The sequence below is a fragment of the Clostridium felsineum DSM 794 genome (assembly GCF_002006355.2).
Classification (GTDB): domain Bacteria; phylum Bacillota; class Clostridia; order Clostridiales; family Clostridiaceae; genus Clostridium_S; species Clostridium_S felsineum.
The window spans coordinates 1,152,929-1,174,779 of sequence record NZ_CP096980.1; the positions used below are offsets into that span (position 1 = coordinate 1,152,929).

At 29.5% G+C, this 21,851-nt stretch carries 20 protein-coding genes and 1 tRNA gene; 20 read left to right on the plus strand and 1 reads right to left on the minus strand.

Going from position 1 to position 21,851, the window contains the following annotated elements; all coding sequences use genetic code 11:
• The first annotated feature begins 13 nt into the window (after positions 1 to 13).
• The 9 genes from CLFE_RS05545 to CLFE_RS05585 all read left to right on the plus strand — a co-directional run bounded on the left by CLFE_RS05545 (position 14) and on the right by CLFE_RS05585 (position 9,393).
• On the plus strand, positions 14 to 472 hold the full coding sequence (locus tag CLFE_RS05545) for a hypothetical protein (RefSeq protein WP_077893545.1): 459 nt from the start codon (positions 14 to 16) through the stop codon (positions 470 to 472).
• 283 nt (positions 473 to 755) lie between these two features.
• On the plus strand, positions 756 to 1,277 hold the full coding sequence (locus CLFE_RS05550) for a DUF2247 family protein (protein WP_077893544.1): 522 nt from the start codon (positions 756 to 758) through the stop codon (positions 1,275 to 1,277).
• 485 nt (positions 1,278 to 1,762) lie between these two features.
• Positions 1,763 to 2,305: a GH-E family nuclease gene (locus CLFE_RS05555; RefSeq protein ID WP_242951626.1), complete on the plus strand. Its 543-nt coding sequence runs from the start codon at positions 1,763 to 1,765 to the stop codon at positions 2,303 to 2,305.
• Positions 2,298 to 2,867: a suppressor of fused domain protein gene (locus tag CLFE_RS05560; protein WP_077893543.1), complete on the plus strand. Its 570-nt coding sequence runs from the start codon at positions 2,298 to 2,300 to the stop codon at positions 2,865 to 2,867. Before CLFE_RS05555 ends, CLFE_RS05560 begins: the two co-directional genes overlap by 8 nt.
• A gap of 245 nt (positions 2,868 to 3,112) precedes the next feature.
• Positions 3,113 to 3,514: an Imm6 family immunity protein gene (locus CLFE_RS05565; protein WP_242951625.1), complete on the plus strand. Its 402-nt coding sequence runs from the start codon at positions 3,113 to 3,115 to the stop codon at positions 3,512 to 3,514.
• Between the two features lie 499 nt (positions 3,515 to 4,013).
• Positions 4,014 to 4,286 (plus strand): hypothetical protein, encoded by a 273-nt coding sequence (locus CLFE_RS05570; protein WP_077893542.1) that lies wholly within the window; start codon positions 4,014 to 4,016, stop codon positions 4,284 to 4,286.
• 736 nt (positions 4,287 to 5,022) lie between these two features.
• Complete coding sequence (locus CLFE_RS05575) at positions 5,023 to 5,961, plus strand: polysaccharide deacetylase family protein (RefSeq protein ID WP_077893541.1); 939 nt, start codon at positions 5,023 to 5,025, stop codon at positions 5,959 to 5,961.
• A 152-nt stretch (positions 5,962 to 6,113) separates the two neighbouring features.
• Entirely contained in the window at positions 6,114 to 7,115 is a 1,002-nt protein-coding gene (locus CLFE_RS05580; protein ID WP_077893540.1) for a tetratricopeptide repeat protein, read from the plus strand.
• Between the two features lie 244 nt (positions 7,116 to 7,359).
• Positions 7,360 to 9,393, plus strand: coding sequence for a methyl-accepting chemotaxis protein (locus CLFE_RS05585; protein ID WP_077893539.1), 2,034 nt, complete (start codon positions 7,360 to 7,362; stop codon positions 9,391 to 9,393).
• Between the two features lie 39 nt (positions 9,394 to 9,432).
• Here CLFE_RS05585 and CLFE_RS05590 read toward each other — a convergent pair whose 3' ends face one another.
• Positions 9,433 to 10,884, minus strand: a complete 1,452-nt coding sequence (locus tag CLFE_RS05590) for a UDP-N-acetylmuramoyl-L-alanyl-D-glutamate--2,6-diaminopimelate ligase (RefSeq protein WP_077893538.1) — start codon at positions 10,882 to 10,884, stop codon at positions 9,433 to 9,435.
• Positions 10,885 to 11,004: 120 nt separating this feature from the next.
• Between CLFE_RS05590 and CLFE_RS05595 the strand changes: the two genes are divergently transcribed.
• The 11 genes from CLFE_RS05595 to CLFE_RS05645 all read left to right on the plus strand — a co-directional run bounded on the left by CLFE_RS05595 (position 11,005) and on the right by CLFE_RS05645 (position 21,832).
• The gene (locus tag CLFE_RS05595; protein ID WP_077893537.1) at positions 11,005 to 11,844 is read left to right on the plus strand and encodes an AraC family transcriptional regulator; all 840 of its coding nucleotides are present in this window, start codon (positions 11,005 to 11,007) and stop codon (positions 11,842 to 11,844) included.
• An 11-nt stretch (positions 11,845 to 11,855) separates the two neighbouring features.
• Positions 11,856 to 13,274: a zinc-binding metallopeptidase family protein gene (locus tag CLFE_RS05600; RefSeq protein WP_077893536.1), complete on the plus strand. Its 1,419-nt coding sequence runs from the start codon at positions 11,856 to 11,858 to the stop codon at positions 13,272 to 13,274.
• Positions 13,275 to 13,562: 288 nt separating this feature from the next.
• Positions 13,563 to 14,114, plus strand: a complete 552-nt coding sequence (locus CLFE_RS05605; protein WP_077893535.1) for a hypothetical protein — start codon at positions 13,563 to 13,565, stop codon at positions 14,112 to 14,114.
• Between the two features lie 173 nt (positions 14,115 to 14,287).
• A tRNA-Trp gene (locus tag CLFE_RS05610) sits at positions 14,288 to 14,362 on the plus strand.
• A gap of 378 nt (positions 14,363 to 14,740) precedes the next feature.
• A complete protein-coding gene (locus CLFE_RS05615; RefSeq protein ID WP_077893534.1) occupies positions 14,741 to 16,468 on the plus strand; it encodes an ABC transporter ATP-binding protein in 1,728 nt (575 codons plus the stop codon).
• 205 nt (positions 16,469 to 16,673) lie between these two features.
• A complete protein-coding gene (locus tag CLFE_RS05620; protein ID WP_077893533.1) occupies positions 16,674 to 17,513 on the plus strand; it encodes a 3-hydroxyacyl-CoA dehydrogenase family protein in 840 nt (279 codons plus the stop codon).
• A gap of 65 nt (positions 17,514 to 17,578) precedes the next feature.
• Positions 17,579 to 17,830 (plus strand): acyl carrier protein, encoded by a 252-nt coding sequence (locus CLFE_RS05625; RefSeq protein WP_077833165.1) that lies wholly within the window; start codon positions 17,579 to 17,581, stop codon positions 17,828 to 17,830.
• Positions 17,831 to 18,871 (plus strand): HAD-IIIC family phosphatase, encoded by a 1,041-nt coding sequence (locus CLFE_RS05630; RefSeq protein WP_207651381.1) that lies wholly within the window; start codon positions 17,831 to 17,833, stop codon positions 18,869 to 18,871.
• Positions 18,871 to 20,007 carry an acyl-CoA dehydrogenase family protein gene (locus CLFE_RS05635; protein ID WP_077893532.1) on the plus strand — a complete coding sequence of 379 codons (1,137 nt, stop codon included), beginning with the start codon at positions 18,871 to 18,873 and terminating at the stop codon, positions 20,005 to 20,007. The genes CLFE_RS05630 and CLFE_RS05635 overlap by 1 nt, the downstream gene beginning before the upstream one ends.
• 41 nt (positions 20,008 to 20,048) lie before the next feature.
• Positions 20,049 to 20,810, plus strand: a complete 762-nt coding sequence (locus CLFE_RS05640; protein WP_077833168.1) for an electron transfer flavoprotein subunit beta/FixA family protein — start codon at positions 20,049 to 20,051, stop codon at positions 20,808 to 20,810.
• Between the two features lie 38 nt (positions 20,811 to 20,848).
• On the plus strand, positions 20,849 to 21,832 hold the full coding sequence (locus tag CLFE_RS05645) for an electron transfer flavoprotein subunit alpha/FixB family protein (protein WP_077833169.1): 984 nt from the start codon (positions 20,849 to 20,851) through the stop codon (positions 21,830 to 21,832).
• Positions 21,833 to 21,851: the final 19 nt, after the last annotated feature.

Sequence of the window (21,851 nt, forward strand, 5' to 3'; positions counted from 1 at the left end):
TTTAAGTGTAATTGTGAATCCAGGAGATATTAGTGCTGCGGCTAGTAAGGCAAGCAAGGCAGAAAGTTTAGCGTGTAGAATAGGTACATTCACAAAATCCATCGCTGTTTCAAGTGCAAAAAATACGGAGAATATCATTAATTTACAAGGGAGAATGTTTAATGATATTAAAGGGGCAGCAGTATTTGTATATGGAAAGCTGATACCACCGTCAGCAAAAGCAATAAAAGATTTTGGAAAGGCATTACAAAATAAAGCAGGGAATTTAAAAAGATTAATTCCTCAAAGGCAAGCTGAATTAGCTGGTGGATTTAGAGCTAGTGTAGGACCTAACATAGAGTTTAGTGAAGTAGTTGAGAATTTAAAAAATGGAGTTGGTGAGGTTAAGGATAACTTTGTGGATGCGATTAAGAATGGGAATAAGAGGGCGATTATAAAACATATGATGGACAACATGGATTTGATGCCATAATTATCAACTATATACAATATGCTAAAGAATTTGATATTGTTGGTGGGGATGGTATATCAAGAAAACTTTATCAGATAGAAGGCGGACAAAAAAGTTATGAGTATAAGCAAATCAATGATAAGACTCAAGGATTTAAAAGAATTGAGAGAGTTACAGTAGACCAAAGTGGAGTTTTTGAATGGATTGTTGACTCAGCTAATGGAGTAACTCATAGAAGATTTATACCAAATGGAAAGGTTAATGGTATTCCAAACCAAAGACTATAAAATAAAGGCGGTAAATTATGATTATAGGTGTAGATATGCTAGATAAGAGCGGAGTAGATTATGATTGGAGAACATTATACGTTGGTATAAGCATTAATCTAGTAGAGTGCAATGAGTTAACAACTTATGCACTTAAAATGATGGATGATGATAAATATGAGGAGGATGAATTAATAAATGAATTAGCATGGGGGATTGAAGATAATTTAAAAGATGAAATACTTACAAAAATGCTTTTAAAATTTAATTTCGATATGCTGATTTCAGAAAGTACAAGTTGGAAGCTAGAGATAAGAAAATTAAGGTATGTAATATTAAATTATCTAAGAAGTACAATAGAAGATGATAATGAACTTTTAAGAAAGATTGAGGAAGTATATGCAGATTTTAATTATCCACAAGATATGGAAGGTTTTATATCATATATGCCAGTTAAGGATAATTCATATACGTATTATCATGAAGAGAATAAGAAACGAATGATAAATAATTTAGAGAACTTTTTAATATCAGAAAAGCAAGAAGTAGATGCAAAATAAATTAATATTTTACTGCATAAAAATTCTTTTTCATAGAAGAGATTAAAGTCAACTAAAGCAGTAATAATTAAAGTTGCATAATTGTAATAATGCAGTAAAAAGATGAAATGAACCAGCTGAATTTAAGTAAGATGGTTCATTATTTTTTTAACAGTTGTACAAGTATAAGCATATGATAAAGGACTTCTTGGTTAATTATAACAGACATCTTTAGGAGCCAGTAAAATGAAATAGAAGATATATGTAGCCTGATAATCTAGGAAGACCTGGATTCGATAATTCTACTTAAAAGTTAATGGAATTGGGAACATATAACTGATGCAAGCAAGGTAGATAGTTTACTTGGAAAAATAGGTACATTCTCAAAATCTGTAGCTATTTCAAGTGCAAGAAATGCGAAGAGTTTATTAACTAAAGTAAAAGGAACAGTAAGTGATCTTGGGACTGCTTCAGCTGCGTTCGCAAAAGCTTTTGGAAAAACTTATGTGGAGGAAAGTGGCAAGTATGTAAACACTTGCTTCTCTGCATCTGGTGCAGCGGGAGCTGGGGCAGAAGCTATTTATAAAGCAACTAAAAATGGATTCAAAGAAGCTAAAAATGCTCTTCGAACGGTTAAAGATGGAGAAAATGGTTTAAAGAAAGCGTCAGGAGTTATTAAAGGAGAGACAGATAGTTTATATAAAAGAGGGGGCTTTAGAAAAGGTTCCCGTACTAAAGCAGAGGGGGAGGCTCCAAAAAATACCACAGGAAAAATGATTTGTCCTACGTGTGGAAAAGAAATCCCTGAAAGTATTACTATTAATACAAAAAGAGGACCTATAAAGAGAATTGGATACGACTTAGACCATTATCCGGATACTTGGGCTGAAAGAGTTAATAAGATGAAAGCTGGAGAAGTAAAGCCAACGCGAAAAGAAGTGTTAGATGAATATAATAAAAGATTAAGAGTCCAATGTCATGAATGTAATATTTGTCATAAGTTTGAGGGAATAGAAGGAAATTATAAAGGAGTAAAAAGTGATGATTAATTATGGAGAACTTTACTATGACCACTACTGTAAATTTCTGGGAGAACCAATTGATAGAGAGTTGTATAAAAATAATAAGGAAATGCCGAGTATACAAGTTTTAAAGTATGATAATGTATTTGAAAAATGTTTAGTTTATAATACACTTGGATTAAGTAAATATGATGAAATTGTAGGAAATAATGTAGAAATTTCAATGGTGGTCGATGGAGGATTTAATAGTGCAGGGTATATTCTTGCAAATACAATATATTATTGCATAGGGAATGAAATAGAATTAGGAAGAGGAGTAGCAATAAGTGGTATTGAGAGCATTGATAAAAGATTTGCTCAAAAATATGATAAAAGAGCAGTTTACCTTACTGACCCATTTGCTTTCCCGGAAGATTATAGCTATGTTTGTACTGAAACTGGCAATAAAGATGGTAGAATATTGTTAGCATTTTTTATTTCTCAGGCAGAATATGAATATTTTGTGAAGTATGGAACAGAGAGATTTGAAGAATTGCTAGAAGAGAAGAACGTTGATCCATTTAATGTCAGTAGATCATCTATGGTCTGAAGTTTATCTAGTAGGGAATAAGACTATTTAGAGCATAAAAGTAAATTTGTACTACTATAAGATTATAGGGTTATTAACTCAACTATTAAGCCACACCTGTACCAAAATGTCTTGAAGATTGGCGTTTTGGTACAGTTTCGTATTGGCAACTTTTGGTAATATCGAAGAAGAAAATTAAATCAAGGTTAATACATTGAATCTACGGTATTATAAACAAGGCAAATATTTGTAGAGATGCTATTGATATGTGTTGGGAATGGTTAGAAGGCGGTAATGTTGATAAATATGAAATATGTAGTTTGATTGCTAATGATAATAAATGCTTAGCTGATATAACCAATAGTACTGAGGATGATAAATTAGGGAATAAATATGGTACAATTATGATTTCAGTTTCATATGTAGCATGGCAAGCATATAATAAAGAAAATAATTACAATTATCCACAATATTTAGAGATAGTCGATGATGAGTATTTAGTTGAATTAATTAGTGATTTGATTGAAATAGATAAACTTATTACAGAAGAAAATATAAAATTTATCTTAAATAATTTTAAAGAAAGGTATCCTGATAATGTGAATGACAAGTTCTGTAGAATAAGTAAGGCTAAAATCTTAGATAATATAGTTAAGGGAATGAAATAGTAGTATATAAGATAAAAAGGCGTTAGCCTATTTTCTACACTAAAGTTCTATTTTGCAAATAGCTTTCTGCTGCAAAATCAATAAATATCCAGGTGTATAAACTAATAGAATTAATAAAAGCTATAAAAACTTAGAGAATACTATAATTCATAATTGTAATAATACAGTGAGCTGTAACTAGAAGAAAAATTAAATATTATATTATGACAATGATAAGAGACAATGTTTTTACTGAATAAGCATTGTCTCTTTTTCTATGTAAAGAGATTTAGGGGAGTAAAGATCATGTGACAATTAATTGAAGATTTCAATATGAACCTAATTGAAGATGGTAAAAGAAGCTATATTGGGAACATTAAGATTTTTAAAGATTTTTTACTTTGATTTTTCTATTTCTTAGCATAATCTAATGAATCAATTACAATATTTATAAATATTTTATGAAAGTTTACGTCTCGCTGTTTGATAAACGCAGCTAATGGAATGAGAGCCTTTAAGGATGATTGGAATAGTATTTAGTAAGAACTACACTACTGATCAGAAACGAATGATTGAAGGAGCAAAGAAGAAAGCTAAAAGAGAGGTATTAACCGGACTAAATGGGGATAAACTGCAAATTGCTGCAGGAACAGGTCTTGTTGTGATAGTAGTCAGAGAGGAAGTTGGGGTTGTTCTCATTGTAGGTGTTGTTAATGAGGCTATAAATCATTTCTCAATAGTTACAACGGGCAACAGTTTTAATATAGTCGGAAACTTGACAAAAGAGCTTTGAGAATGGTACAACGAGAACATTGGGAAGTATCTAGGAAAAACTGACGCTTATGGCTTTGTTAATGGGTTTGTATTAGGTACGTTCTCAAAATCTGTAGATATTTCAAGTGGAAGAAATGCCAAGAATCTATTAACTAAAATCATTATACTAAATTTCAAAACAACCCTAATTTGATTGAGTTATGTAAAGAAAAAGGGATAGATTATATCTATTGTGTTATGGGAAAATAGAAGATTAGTAAAATGAAACAAGATAAATATATGAAAAAGATTAAGCAATTAGCAATAAAATTATAAGGATGTTTAATGAATTAAAGCCTGCTCCAGATTTAGAACAATCACCACAATTTTATTTTAATGGAGCAGCTCAACATTTAGCTGGGTGCTTCATCAAAGAAGAAGGGGAATTTCCTAATAGAACAACTTTTGAATCTTAGTAAAAAACAAGTCTACTTATATAAATTAATTCTAAAATATTATGATAAAAAACAAAATATTGTAAAATACCCTTAAATAATAATTTATTTTCATAAATATATTGCTTATGTTAAAGCAAATAAGTTATAATCATCAATGATTAGAAATTATATGTCATATATAGTTATAAAAAAACTAATCATGTAAAACTAACTCCATAAAAGCATAATTATACCAAAAATTAAAATAATATGCGTTATATATAGCAAAAAATAAAATATTATATAAAATTAATTTAAAAAAGTGGGAGTAGATAACAAATGAACTTAAGAAGAAGAAAAAATAAAAAGAATAAATTTTTAAAAAGAGGGCTGATTTTAGTAATTTTAGTTATAGGTGCTGCTGCACTTTATAAAGGATATAAACAATATAACACTAAAAAGGTACAAGCCAATGAAACAGTGGCCGCTCATAAGGTTAAAGTGAAAAATAATAAAAAAATAACTAATAAAGAAGAAAAGAAAAAAAATGTAATAGAAAATAAATGGAATAATGTGAATGAAGAAGGACAAAAGTATACTTATGATGCAGCAAAAGTAAAAGATATAATAGATAAAAAGGTAAGCAATGATGGAAAAAAAGTAGTGTTTCTAACTTTTGACGATGGTCCATCCTTAACAGTAACACCAAAGATATTAGATACATTAAAACAATATAATGTAAAAGCTACATTTTCTTTAGTTGGAAAAGAGATAAATGTTAGTGAAGGAAGTAGAAATTTAGTTAAAAGAATTTATAATGAAGGAAATGCAATAGCTAATCATACTTATTCTCATAATATGGGGATACTTTATCCTCAAAACAAAACAAATGTAGATGGCTTTATTAATGAAGTAGATGAAACTAATAATATTATTAAAGGCATATTAGGACAAGGCTTTAATACAAGAGTAGTAAGAATGCCTGGAGGTTATATGTCAAGAACCTATTATCATGACCCTAATTTACCACAACTTGATGCTAAGTTAAATGAAAGAGGTATTTATAACATAGATTGGAATGCTTCTGATTTTGATTCAGAAGGTAAAAAGAAAAATGCGGCGGAATTAATTGAAGAAGTCAAAAAAAGTGCTGGAAGCCAAGAGAAGGTAATAGTATTAATGCATGACACTTATGGTAAAGAAGAAGTTGCTAAGGCTCTTCCACAAATAATAGAATATTTTAAAAATCAAGGATATGAGTTTAGAACTATATCATAATCGATAGAAATTTTTCTTATATTTTTAATATGATTAAAATATACTTGATATAATCTTTCTAATATATTATAATAACGTGGTAAAATTAACTATAATATATTACATAAAAACCAATTAAAATAACTGGTTTTGCCAGATACGAAGGAAGAAATATGATAAAATATAAGAAAAAAATTGCAGCATTAATGCTTTTAGCAACTTGCTTAAGTGGATGTAGTTATGATTTAAAAGATCTACAAAATTTAAATAAAAAATCATCTAGTGTTGATACAAAAGGAATAACAATACTATGTGAACATAAAAAGTATACAGAGGCAATGAAAATAGTTGATGATTACTTAAAGAAGCATCCTGATGATAGGGTAGCACTTTGTGATAAGGGATATGTACTTGTAGCACAGGGGAAAAATGAAGAAGGCCTACTACAATTAGTAAAAGCAAACGAAAAATATCCTAATGATGATGCTATTTTAAATAATATGAGTTGGGCGTATAACAATCTTAAGATGTATAAGCTTGCTAATAGTTATGCAGATCAATCATTGAAGAAAGAGCCTAATACAGCAGAAGAGCTCAGCAATAAGGGAACTGCATTATTTGGACTAAAGGATTATAAAAAGGCAGAAAGTTATTACACTAAGGCAATAGAAAAGAAATCGACTGACAAAACAGCTATTTGGGGAAAAGCCTTAAGTTTATATAAAGAAAAAAGCTACAACAAAAGTTTAACATATTTTAAAAAATATTATAAGCTAGACTCTAGTGACATGGAAGCATCCTACTATATAGAAAAATGCTATATATCCCTTCATGATGTAGATGGTGCTATAAGTACCTTTAAAGACAATATAATAGTAAACCCTAAGAATAAAGGAAACTATTTTGCACTGGGAGATATGTACGTGAAGAAAGAAGACTATTCCAGTGCCATAAGCTGTTATGATAATTTAGCAGAAATAGATTCGGAAGACCCAGAAATATATTTTGAGAAGGCTATATGTCTTATTAAAAATGGGGACAAGGATGGAGCTTGTGAAAATTTAAAAATAGCTTTAAATTATGATAGCGATTATATTGATGATATAAAAGAAGAGCCAGCTTTTGATGTACTTAAGGATTATGATAAATTTAAAGAAATATTCAATGCAAATTAGTTTTCAATAGAAGAACCACTGAGAATACAAAAAACGTATCTCCAGTGGTTCTTTTGTCTTTATATGAAAAAATTATACAAAGGTATATAAATTTCCAAAAACCATCTGGCTATATAATATAAAATTCATAATACAAAATTCGATAATAGATTTAAAGTAAGAATGTTAGCGTGTTTTGTATTGTAAAAGAACTTATGTTTTATATAAAAATTGGAGAGTTAAAACTGGATGGAGGAAGCTATAAATGAAGATTAAAAGTGTTAGGGCAAGAACCTTAGTATCAGTATTACCAGTTATAGTTGTTATATTGATGATTATAATATCAGTTAGCTACTATTTTTCCAGAAATATGCTTAATAAAGAAATTGATTTGAAAATGACTAATAATATAAATCAATTAAAAGAGACAATTACAAACAAACTTGAAGGGCATCAAAGGGTAGCAGAAACCCTTGCAAGAACTATAGAGGCAGATAATTTTACTATAACTAATAAAGATTACAAAAGCTTACTTAGTAAATATTCAGAAATAAATGCTGACACTTTTGGAGTAGGTATTTGGTATGAACCTTGGAAATTTAAAAGTGATATGAAATACTTTGGACCTTATGTGTATAAAGACGGAGACAAGCTAGTTTATACAGAGGATTATATGACAGCGGATTATGATTATCCTAGTCAACCTTGGTATAAAGATAGTAAAAACAGTAAGGTGAATTGGACACCACCTTATTATGATTCTGCGACCCAAATTACTATGGCAACTGCGGCTGTTCCTTTTTATGATAAAAATAATAATTTTATAGGGGAAACTAGTGCTGATATAAATTTAAATAAGCTTCAACACATGGTAGATAGTTTAAAGATAGGCAACACAGGAAAAGCATTTTTGTTAACTAAAGAAGGCTTTTATATAACTGGAAGCAAAGATAAGATTATGAAGCAAAGCATCAAAAAGGATAGTAAATTTTCTGAAGTATCAGGAGAAATATTAAGTGGTAAAAGTGGGAGCAGCAATTATACTGATGGAAGTGATAAAAGGTTGGTATATTATACTTCTATTGGACAAACTAATTGGATCTTAGCAATAACTATATCACAATCAGAAATATACAAATCACTTAATTCACTGCTAAATATAATGATTTTGTTAAGTCTTGGTATGCTAATATTAGTTTCTGCTACTATTATAGTTTATGGTAATTATATAACAAAGAATATAGCTAAGGTTAACAACTTTTCTAAAACTATTTCTGAGGGTGATCTTACAAATACTATGAAGGTAGCATCTGAGGATGAATTAGGAGATATGACTAAAAACTTAAATACAATGGCTGAAAATCTAAAAAATGTATTTAGGAATTTTAGAGTTAATCTTGATAATATTGTAGGTACCTCAGAAGAACTTAAACAGAGTGCAGAAAAGACAGAAATGGCATCAGCAAAGGTTTCAAATAGCATGGCTGAGATATCAGAAAAGGTGGATTTGCAGGCAAGCAGTACTAGATCTATGTCAATGGGAGTTGAAGGTATAAATAAGGCAATTAAGAATATTAAAGAGAATATTTCTAAAACCTTTGAGCTTTCTGATTTTGCCTCAAGGGCAGCAGGAAATGGAGATAAGCTTATAGGTGAAGCTGTGAAACAAATAGATAAAATGGCAAAGAACGTAAACGAAAGTGTAGATAAGGTAAATATGCTAGAGGATAAGTCAAATAAAATTAATAGTATAATTGAGATCATAAATAGTATATCAGAGCAAACAGATTTATTAGCACTTAATGCTGCAATTGAAGCGGCTAGTGCAGGTGAAGCTGGACGGGGTTTTGCAGTAGTTGCAGATGAAGTTAGAAAGCTAGCAGGGGAATCTAGCAAAGCAGCAGAGGAAATAGGAATTTTAATTAGAGATATTCAACTTGAAATAAATAACACTATAGAATCCATGAAAATAGGAGCTGAAGCAGTAGATAAGGGAAGTAATTTAGTAAAGACAGCGGGAAATTCCTTCGAGGAGATTGTAAAGTCAGTAAAACAAGTATCTGATAAGATAAATGATGTAGTGAATGAAGTAGATGGAATATATAATAGTTCTAATAATATGACAAATAATGTTTCAAATATAGCAGGTGCAGCAGATTTAACCTCCGAAAACGTAAAGGGAATTGCAGAAGCTTCTGAGGAACAGTCAGCTTTAATGGAACAAATTGTTAGGGCGTCAGAAGCTTTAACTAAAATAGTTGTAGAACTTCAAGGGGAAATAAAAAGATATAAAATATAATAATAAGCCTTCTGCTTACTAAAAACAGAAGGCTTTATTTTAATTTAAAAATTCAGTAACAACTTCTCTATCATCAAAATGAATTTTTGTGTTACCGATAATTTGATAATCTTCATGACCTTTTCCTGCTATTATTAAAATATCCTCTTCCTTTAGGTTTTCAATACCGCGTTTAATTGCTTCTCTTCTATCTGTAACTTTTTCGTAGGAAGAATTTATGGATTGCATGCCTCGTTCAATATCTCTTATAATATCCTCAGGTTTCTCGTGCCTAGGATTATCGGAGGTTATTATACAGTAATCAGAAAGAATTCCAACGGCCATGCCCATAAGACCTCTTTTACTTTTATCTCTATCGCCGCCGCAGCCAAATACTGTTATAATTTTCCCGTTAGTCATTTCTCTAGCCATAATTAGTAGTTTTTCAAGCGAATCAGGAGTATGAGCATAATCTATTATAATATTTTTGTTTAAAGGATTTTTCACGGTTTCTAGTCTTCCTAAAACAGGTTTTATATGACTAGTTAATTTTAAAACCTCCTCAAATTGAAAACCTAGGCAAAGTAAACTTCCTATAGCAGCTAAAGTGTTGTAAACAGTAAACTCACCAGGTACATTTACTGTGATTTTTGAGGATAAAGCTTTATATTTAACCTCAAAGGATACGGAATTTGGACTATAGCTTATGCTTTTAGCTGTAAGATCTGCCTTAGTTAAAACTCCATAAGTGAAAAACTTACAGGTTCCTTTTGCCATAATCTCTGCAGCAATATTGTCATCAAGATTTATTACACCAACAGGACATTTTTTAAATAGCTTTATCTTTTCATTTTTATAGTTTTCCATGGTACCGTGTTCATCAAGATGGTCCTGAGAAAGGTTTGTAAATACACCTACCTTAAAGCTGCAAAAGTCAACTCTATGTTTCATTAGAGCAGAAGAGGTTACCTCCATAACAGCATTTTTAGCATCCTTGTCTATAAAGTCTCTTAATATTTGATTCAGTTCTAAAGCTTCCGGTGTAGTAGGATTAATTTTTTCTACATTTATTTCCTTATCTTTTAATTCGTAACCTAAGGTTCCTATGGTACCAGTGCTTTCACCATGAGCTTCAAGCATATCACGTATATAATGAATAACAGTAGTTTTTCCATTAGTACCAGTAACTCCAATTAAATTTAGTTCTTTAGAGGGCTCCTCATAAAATAAATTACATAGGCATGCTAAAGCTACCTTAGAATTATGGACTTTTACTAAAGTTACATTTTCTATATCATCACAAAAAGCATCATCTATTATGACTGCAGCAGCCCCATTTTGCGCAGCTTCTTTAATAAAATCATGACCATCAAAATGTGCTCCTTTAATGGAGACAAAGGCATAATTTTTTTTCACTTTTTTAGAATTGTAACTTATACCATCTATTTCTATATTAACGTCCCCTTTTATTATTTTGTAATCAAGGTTATGCAAAAGTTCTTTTAATTTCATGTGAAACCCTCCATATAAACATTCTATATACTAGTATATATTAAATTTTAACAATGAATAGTGTATAAATTGCTTGATACATTGCAAAAAATGCTATATGATTTTTTTGAGGTGTTTAAAATGGACAAGAAAAAAGGGTATCTTAATGAAGATTTTCAGCTTTTTCATTTAAAGGATAAAAAAAGTCAAAGCTTTGAATTTCATTACCATGATTTTAATAAAATAATAATATTTATATCTGGAAAGGTTACATACCTTATAGAAGGAAAAGCCTACGAGCTTAGGCCTTGGGATATTCTACTTGTAAATAATCATGATGTGCATAAACCAATTATTGATTCAAAGAAAACTTATGAGAGAATAATTATATGGGCAAACTCTGAATTTATAGAAAAACATAATTATGACAATTGTAATCTTGCTAATTGCTTTGAGGTGGCAAAGGAAAAGAGTTTTAATCTTGTAAGACTTAAAAATGAGTTTAAGGATAATATTAAGTTTATAATAAATTCCCTTGAAGAATCTATTGTGTCAGAGGAATTTGGAAGTAAACTCTTAAGTAATTCGCTTTTTATGCAGCTTATTGTTTATTTAAATAGAGTCCATTTGGCAAAATCCTATTTGAAGGATAAGGACACTTTTCAGTATGATAAACAGATTGAAAAAATATTAAAATATATTAATACTAATTTGAATAACGATCTTTCAATAGAAAATATAGCTCAAAGATTTTTTATAAGTAAATATTATCTTATGCACAAATTTAAAAAAGAAACGGGGTATACTGTGCATAACTATGTGCTTCAAAAAAGATTACTGCTTTCAAAGGATATGATAAAAGATGGAGAAACAATAACTAAAACATATCTTCAGTGTGGATTTAAGGACTATTCATCTTATTTTCGTGCTTTTAAAAAACTTTTTGGGAAATCACCAAGAGACTTTTGTAATAATATTTGAGGGAGGAAATTATGCAGAATTTTTTAAATAGGAATAAAGTAATTTTTCACCAAAATAAAATAAACGAACTTGGACCAAGATTTACAGGTAGTGAGGCTCATAAAAAATTAATAAAATACTTTGAAGAGGAACTTATAAAGCTAGATTTTCAAGTTCTTAAGGATGAACATAGCTTTGAGAAATGGGAAGCTAAAAGATGGGGACTTTCCATAAAAAATAATAGTGGACAGTTTGAAGAAGTGGAGGTAGCTTCATACTATCCTTATTCAGGAGAGACAAAAGGTGAAGCTATTGGGCAATTAGTTTATGTAAAGAACTCTAAAGATTTTAAGAAAGCAAAGGGGAAAATTGCTTTGGTGGAGGTAGCTGTACCTAAACTGCCAGCAAGATTATTTTTTAAGAAAAGATGCTGCTATCCAGAAGGAAAAGCTAAGCTGCCTAAAAAAATTGTGAATTCAGTTATAGGTTCGGTGCTTAAAGGTCCTAATTTAAAAAAAGCAGCGGAAGAAGGAGTTTTAGGGGTAGTATGCATATGGAAAAATTTATCAGAGGAAAGCATAGGAGGGCAGTATCTGCCTTTTACAACGCCTTACGGACAGTGTCCAGCTTTGTGGGTAAATGAAAGAATAGGAGAAAAGTTAAAAAGTTTAGCTGAAAATGGAGTAGAGGCAAAGTTTTTATTAGAAGCTCAAAAAGAAAAAGCAGCCAGTGAAACTATATATGCTGTGTTAAAAGGAAAAAACGAGAGAGAAACTATTATAGTAAATACACATACAGATGGACCTAATGCGGTAGAAGAGAACGGTGGTGCAGCCCTTTTAATGCTGGCAGAGTATTTCTCTAAAATACCTGTGGAGTATAGAAATAGAACTCTTGTATTTGTTTTTGTATCGGGACATTTTAGAATACCGGAATTTGGAATAAAGGGTCAAGCAACTACAAGATGGCTAGAAAACCATAAAGAGCTTTGGGATGGAAAGAAAGATAATAAAAAAGCAGTGGCAGGGGTAACAATAGAGCACCTTGGCTGTACTGGGTGGACTGATGTTGAGGGAGAGTTTAAGAAGGCAGAAGATTTAGAGCTTGAACTTGTATATACAGGAAATAAGCTTATGAATAAAATATATTTAAATTCTTTAAGTGGAAGAAGTAAGGTGAGGAGTATTACCTTAAAACCAAAGGCTAATATTTATTTTGGAGAAGGGCAGCCTTTGTACAATGCTAAAATACCTACCATATCTTTAGTTCCTGCTCCTGAATATTTGTGCTCAGTTAAAGAAAGTGGTCATATTGAAAAACTTGATATAGATTTTATGTTGGAGCAGATAGAAAGCTTTGTAAAGGTAATCGAAGAAATAGATAAAACTAAGGAAATAGGAGAAGTGGAGGAGCAGAGCTTTGGAATTTTACAGCTGATTATTAAGGAATGACAATTCAATAGAGTTATTTTGTAACGAAAAAGCTGAGTACATATTAAAGACTACGAAAAAAGTAAAAGAAGAATTTATATTGGAAAACTTTCAAATAAAAAATTAATTTTAATTTAAAAAATAATAAAAAAGTATTGACGAAAACTGTAGAAAATGATATATTTATCTCATAAAAAAAACCACGAAATTGAATATACCCTGAATTGCTCCTTCTTAAACTTTTAAGAGGGAGCAATTTGGTTTTGTTTGATATGTATTAAAAAATAAATATGTAGGCGGGAGCAAAAAATGAAAAACATTAAATTAAAAATGACAGCCATAGTAATAGGAGTAATTACAATAGTAGGTTTAACAGGATGTGCTGCCTCAAAAACAGCAGATAAGCCTGTGCCTTCGAAACAATATAACTATTCACAATTTACAAAGATAAAGGTTGGAATGACTTATGAAGAAACTAAAAAAATCCTAGGAGCAGGAAAAAAGGATTCTGATAAGCAAGGTAAAATATCATATAAGTGGAAAAATGATGATTATTCATTTATAGATGTTACATATAGTACTTCAACTAATAAGGCAATAGAGAAAATGGAATATAAGCTTGGCGATAATAAAATAAAAGTATCAAAGAATAAGTACTACAAAATAAAAGGTAAACAAAACTACGATGATATAAAAGCATTATTAGGTGGAGATGGAACTGTATCAGAAGAAAACGATACAGGAACAGGTACAACCGATAAAGAATATATTTGGGGAAATGATAGTGATGAAAATGGATACATATCAGTTTCGTTTACAAATGGATATGCATCCTTTAAATCGGGAAATTACCTTAAGTAATTAATAACATAAAAGGGGCTATTTTTATAGTCCTTTTTAAAAGGTTATAAAGCAAAATAACTTTTTTGTATAGAAAATTACAAATTTATATTGACAGCTTGCATTATATATAATATAATATTTATTGTCGGTAGCGGCTTTATAGAAATTACTGTAAGGTTAAAACTGAATATAGGGGTATGGCTCAACGGTAGAGTAGTGGTCTCCAAAACCATTGGTTCTGGGTTCAAATCCTAGTGCCCCTGCCAAATTAAAGTTTAAGCGTCTCAAGTGTTTGAGGCGTTTTTTTATTTTTTGATTTTGGATTAATGTAGAAATGATAGCATTTGTTAAAAAAAATTAAAGTAGATTTTACAAAAAAAAATTGAAATTAACAAACAAAAAAGGTATAATTTAGATAAAAATCATAAAAAGTGGATACAGATGTAAAATTGCATAAATATTTAGAAAATTTTAAAGATTGAAATAAAGTATTTTGTAATATGTATTTGGATAACCGTAAATTTATTTTATAAGGGTGGTGGGAAATTGCATAAGTTAAAAAATATAAGCTACAAAAATATACTCAGGTAAATAAAATATAAAATTAAAACTCTATTGAAATTTAATATGAGGAGAATGTAATTGTGAAAGTGGATTATAAAAATTATGATAATCAACAATTAATGTGTAGAAGACAGTTCATGATAAATAACAAACTTAATTTTATTGCAACTATAATAACTCAAACAATTTTTTCTATAGTATCTATTTCAGTATCATTTTTAATGATGATTACTATAGATGCAATAGAGTATAAAGATATTTCACGTATAAAATTAGCAGTAGTATTTATTGTTTCAATATTAGTATTATATGGTACTTTTGGATATGCACAAAAAGTTTTGAAAAATAGATATATTAAATTAGCATTATCTAATTTTAAAGATTATATTTTTAGAAAAATATTAAGTAAATCCATTAAAGAATTCGGAACAGAGTTTACAGGCAGAATTATCAATACTTTTTCTAATGATTTAAGCTCTATTGAATTACATTATGTAGATGGAACACTTCAAATCATTCAACAAACTTTAATGTTCGTTATTGCTTTGAGTGCAATGCTTTATTTAAACTTAATTTTGGCAATTTGTGTAATATTAGCTTGTGTAATACCAATAACCTTGTCATTAATATTAGGTAGACATCTTGTATTAAAAGAAAGAAAAACATCAGATGAGGGAGAGAGTTTTGTTGATCAAGTAAAGGATTTGTTGAATGGTTTTATTTTAATTAAGAGTTTTAAAGCAGAGAAAGAAGTACTTAATCTTTTTAGAAAAAAAAATTTATCACTTGAAGAAGCTAAACGAGATAGGCGTGATACAAATGATTCTGTAAGCCTTGCTAGTACATTTTCAACAATATTAGTAGTAACTATGATTTTTACTGTAGGTTCATATTTTGCTTACAAAAATATAATGTCTATTGGTGCAATAATTGCTTTTATTGAATTATCTCAGTATGCAACTGGTCCTGTTGAAAAGATTTTTCCTCTTCTAACTAACAAAAAAGCTTCTTTAACGCTTATAGAAAAAATCTCTAATGTTATAAGTGAAAAAGAAGAGAAGGATGAAAAAATATCAATTAGTAGTGTAGGTTCGTCTATCATTATGAAAGATGTATCTTTTTCTTATAATACTGAAAAAACCATATTAAAGGGAATAGATTTGAAATTTGAGAAGGGAAAAAGTTATGCCATTGTAGGAAGCAGTGGATGTGGAAAGTCTACACTGATACAGTTATTATTAGGGTATTATTATGACTATAAAGGAGAGATATTAATTGACGGAAAGCAGCTTAAAAACATTAATTTAGATAGCTTATATGATGTTATTTCAGTTATACAGCAAAATGTCTTTCTTTTTGATAGCAGTATAAAAAACAATATAACAATGTTTAAAGAATTTAGTGAGGATAAATTTAATAATGCAGTTGCTATGGCAGGATTATCGGATTTAATATCAGAAAAAGGAATTGATTACAGTAGTGGTGAAGGAGGTTCTAATCTATCAGGAGGTGAAAAACAGCGCATATCTATTGCACGTTGCCTTATTAGAGAAACTCCAGTGATAATTATGGATGAAGCAACAGCAGCTCTTGATAATAAAACATCATATGAAGTTGAAAATGCAATTCTTAATCTTAAAGGACTTACAAAAATAATAGTTACTCATAAATTTAATGAAGAAATTATGAAGAAATATGATAAGATAATAGTTCTTCGTGATGGCAATATAGCAGAAATGGGAAAATTTCAGGAATTGATGGAACAAAAAAATCACTTCTTTTCATTATATAATGTTACAAAAATTTAAAGTTGTATTTGTAAGAATTAAAAATAATATAATTACGCATTATTTAACAATTAATAATGTGATTTACAAAAAATATATTATAAGAGCATAATGAATTTTTTGAAAATTAAGAATAAACATTTACGTAAAATATTATGTTTAAAAGATTGGAGGGTAGATATTAAGGATTTTAGAATAGAAATAATAAATTTATATGGAGGATATTATGAATAAGTGTATTGGAGTAATTGGTGCAGGTGTTATGGGACGAGGTGTTTCGCAACGTTTTGCGGAGTTTGGCTATAGAGTTATCCTTGTTGATATTAATCAGGAAATCTTGGATTCTGCAGTAAATGAAATTAAAAGAAATTTAAAATTTGCAAGCATGTTTAATAAAAAAGTAAATATTGATGATGTTATGAAAAATATTAATACATCACTATCTTATGATGAGTTGAAAGATGTGGATTACATAGTTGAAAATGTACCTGAAGATGAAAAAATAAAACAAAATGTATATAAAAAATTAGAACAGATATGTAAGAAAGACTGTATATATATGGCCAATACGTCATGTATACCAATTACATTGTTAGGAGCTTTTACAAAAAGAATGGATAAAGTTATTGGTGTTCATTTTATGAATCCAGTACCATTAAAGAATTTTGCTGAGGTGATTCAAGGAAGACGTACTTCAAAAGAAACAATTGAGATCATAGGAAGCCTGCTTAAGGATATTGGAATATCAATTGAAGTAATAAATGATAGTGCAGGTTTTGTATCAAATCGACTATCACATTTGTTTATGAATGAAGCCGCGTTTTTAGTATATGAAAATGTTGCAACGCCTAAGCAGATAGATAATATTTTCAAGAAGGCTTTTGGTCATAAGATGGGTCCATTAGAAACAGCCGATTTAATTGGATTAGATACAGTTTTGGATTCTCTTAGAATATTATATGACCAATATGAAGATTCAAAATTTCGTGCTTGTCCCCTTCTAAAGCGAATGGTTAATGCTGGTGAATTAGGTAGGAAAGAAGGAAAAGGATTTTATAAATATTAAGATAGATTATTACTTAAATAGCTATATAAATTATATATTTAATATTTATTAAGGAGGCAATTAATATGGATATAAAACAAAAACTTAGAAACTTTTTTGGTAAATTTATGGATATGACAGAGGTTAATGATGATGATAATATTTTTGAAAAGGGGCTTGTTAATTCTTTGTTTGCCATGCAACTTGTAAGCTTTGTTGAAAAAGAATTTGAAGTAACTATAAATAATGATGAACTTGATCTTGAAAATTTTAAGAATATTAATTCAATTGAAAATTTACTGAATTCAAAACTTAAGAATGTGGAGGTAGATAAGTAGATGTCTGAACAAAAAATTAAATGTGTTGTTTGGGATTTGGATAATACTTTATGGAAAGGGGTTTTGTCAGAAGAAAGTATTGATGGTGTTAATAAAAATATTATTGAAATAGTAAAAGAACTGGATGAAAGAGGTATTTTACAATCAATAAGTAGTAAGAATAACTATGAGCAGGCAAAACAAAAGCTTGAAGAGTTTGGAGTATGGGAATACTTTATTTATCCACATATAAATTGGAATCCTAAATCAGAATCAATAGAAGATATTGCTAAATTAATAAATATAGGAATGGATACTTTGGCATTTGTTGATGATCAAGTATTTGAACTAGAGGAGGTTAAATATACGCACCCAGAAGTGTTGTGTATAGATTCAGCTAAAGCTAATGAAATTTTAAATATGGATAGGATGATACCTAAATATATTACTAGTGATTCTAAAAACAGACGTAAAATGTATCAAAACGATATTAAAAGAAATGGAATTGAAAAAAACTTTAGTGGTACAAAAGAAGAGTTTTTAAGTACGCTTAATATGATTTTGAGAATAAATCATGCTACCGAAAATGATTTACAAAGGGTTGAAGAACTTACGGTAAGGACACATCAACTTAATTCTACTGGATATATATATTCTTATGATGAATTGAAAAATTTTATTAAATCAGATAAGTATGATGTATTAGTTGTTCAACTTGATGATAAATTTGGTCAATATGGAAAGATAGGACTAGCTCTTATTGAGAAAAATAAAAATGTGTGGGAATTAAAATTATTATTAATGTCATGTAGAGTTATGTCAAAAGGCGTTGGAAATGTTTTATTGAATTATATTGTAAATAGAGCAAGAGAAGAAGGTGTAACGCTGAGAGCTCAATTTGTACCTACTGATCGTAATAAAATAATGTATATTACTTATAAATTTAATGGATTTAAAGAGATTAAGAAAGATGACAAAGTAAGTATATTAGAAGCAGATATGTCTTACGAAAGACCGATGGCAAAATATTTAAAATTAATGTATGAGGAGGTGGTAAAATAATGGATTTTAAATTAACCAAAGAACAAAAGGAGTATACAGAGTCAGTTATAAATTTTGCTAGACAGGATTTAAATGATAGTGAGTATTTAGAGAAATTTTCTTTTGAAATGTGGAAAAAGGTTTCTGATTTTGGTCTTTTAGGTATAACAATAAGTGAAAAGTATGGTGGATTGCAAGAAAGTTATTTAACTGCTGCATTGGTATTCGAAGCATTGGGTTATGCATGTAAAAATAATGGATTTGTATTTGTAATAAATAATCATATTTGGGTAGCACAAAATATTATTAATCTATATGCTTCTGATTTATTAAAGGACAAGTATATTCCATCAATGGTTCAAGGTGAAAAAATAGGAGCTATTGCTATAACGGAGGCCGAATTTGGTTCTGATGCACTAGGAATGAAAACAAAAGCTGTGTGTGATGGAGATAATTATATACTTAATGGTACAAAAATGTTTATTTCCAATGGACCTATTGCGGATATTTTCATAGTATTTGCGGTTACTCAAACAGAACCAGTAAAAAAGATAACAGCATTTGTTGTAGAAAAGGATTATGAGGGTGTTACTTGTGGTGCAGATATAGAAAAAATGGGACTTAATGCATGTCCGACAAGCGAAATTATATTTAATAATGTAAAAGTTCCAAAGGAAAATATTATAGGTAAGCTTAATCGCGGTTCTAATATTATGACATGTGCAATTGAGTGGGAAAGATGTTATGAGTTTGCACCACACGTTGGAGCTATGCAGCGTATAATGGAAATTTGTTTAGAGCAAGCTAAAAAAAGAAAGCAGTTTGGAAATGCAATTGAGAAATATCAAGCAGTATCTCATAAAATTGCTGAAATGCAAGTAAGAATTGAAATGGCTAAGCTTATGCTATATAAAATTGCATGGCTAAAAGATAATAATCGTACAGCTTATTTAGAAACATCTGTGTTCAAATTGTTCGTTAGTGAGAACTACATAAAAACATGTAGGGATGCAATACAAATATTTGGTGCATATGGCTACACTAAAGAGTATGATGTGGAACGAGAAATGCGTGATGCACTTGCTTGTAGTATATATTCAGGGACCAATGAAATGCAAAAAAATACTATATATAACATGATAAATATTAAATATTAAATATTTTCAACTGAAATACCGTGTTGCAAATAGGAGGGTGTATGCGAATAGTTGTATGTATTAAAGCTGTAAAAAGTGAGTTTGTATATTCAAATGATAATTCAAATGAAGGTTTTGTAATTAATCCATATGATTTATATGCGCTTGAAAAATGTATTGAGTTTAAAAAAGAAACAAAATGTACAATAATATGCATTTGCATGGGCACAATGAAAGCTGAAGGTATTATGATAAAAGCATTAGCTATGGGTGCGGACGAAGTAATATTACTTAATGATGAAGCTTTTATTGGTTCGGATACTATTTCAACTAGTTATGTGTTATCAAAAGCTATAAGGAAAATTTCCAATGTAGATATAGTAGTGTTCGGAGAAAAATCTATTGATGGAGCAACGGGACAAGTAGCGTTTGGTGTTGGAGAACGTTTAAAGTATTTTGTTTTAAATAGGGTAGAAAAGTTTGAGAGTTTAGAAGATAAATATGTTGTTGTAATGCAAAATGATGATGACAATATGACGAAGATAAGATTTAAAATGCCTTGTATAGTGTCATTTAATGATTTTGTTCTTTACCATCCGAATATACGACTTATTGCATTGAAAAGAGCACGTCAAAGAAAAATTACAATATGGGGTGCAGCTGAAATTCAAGCGGATATATCTAAATGTGGTATTAAAGGTTCAAAGACAAAAGTTTTAAATATAGAAAATGGCTTTAACAAAAAAGAAAATAAAGTTATTGATGGGACAATAGCTAACAAGGCTGGATTAATTTTAGATATAATTGAGGGAAAAAAAATCTGAATTATACCTTGTTATGTAATTTATTGAGGAGTGGTGTTATGGCAGTTAGTGGAATACTGGTTGTATGTGATGCAAAAGAATATGATAGTGAGTATAATTTGCAGATTATAACAAAGGCAAGATTTCTTGCAAATCAGTGCTGTAAGGATGTATCAGCTATATGTGTAGGTAATTACGATGAAAAAAGATTAAAAAAACTTATCGATTATGGTGCCAATACTGTAATCATATATGAGAGTGCTAAAAAAATTGAAGTAAACGAATTTGCAGATATTATCACTGAAATAATTAATCAGCAAAGGCCAGAAGTGATTATGTTTTCGGAGTCAAGTTATGGTAAGGCTTCTGCGGCAATATTATCCACTCGATTTGAATCTGGAGTGATTACAGATTGTATTGATATTCAGTTTATGAATGATTTTTTCTTCTATAAAGAAGAGGTTAATAGCTCTTTTATAGCTAAAATTAAGTGTACAAGCTGTAATATAAAAATAGCTACAATAAAAAAAGATGTTTTTGTAAAAAAGCAATATGATGAGACAATTGATGGGAAAATAAGTAAAATACAATTGAATTCAAAAAAACGTACTTATAATGATATTGTTGAAATAATTGAGAGTAATAAAATTAAAGTTAAAAAATATGTGGATATTAATAAATACTCTATTGTATTTTGTATTGGAAGAGGTGTTAGTAAAAAACAAACTCGTGATAAAATATTTGATATTGCTGAGAGATACGGCATTGGTGTAATAGGAACAAGGGCAGCCGTTGAGGCAGGAATGATTGAAAAGGCGTATCAGGTTGGACAATCCGGTAAAAATATTTCTCCACAAATATATATAGGATTAGGTGTATCAGGTGCTAGTCAGCATATGGTTGGCATTAAAAATGCAGGAATTACTATAGCTATTAATAAGGATGAAAATGCTAATATTTTTAATTATTCGGATTATTCAATTGTTGAAGATGTAGATAATATTATTTCTGAAATTGAAAAATCGCTTACGGTTTTTAACTAAAATAGAACATACATTGGGA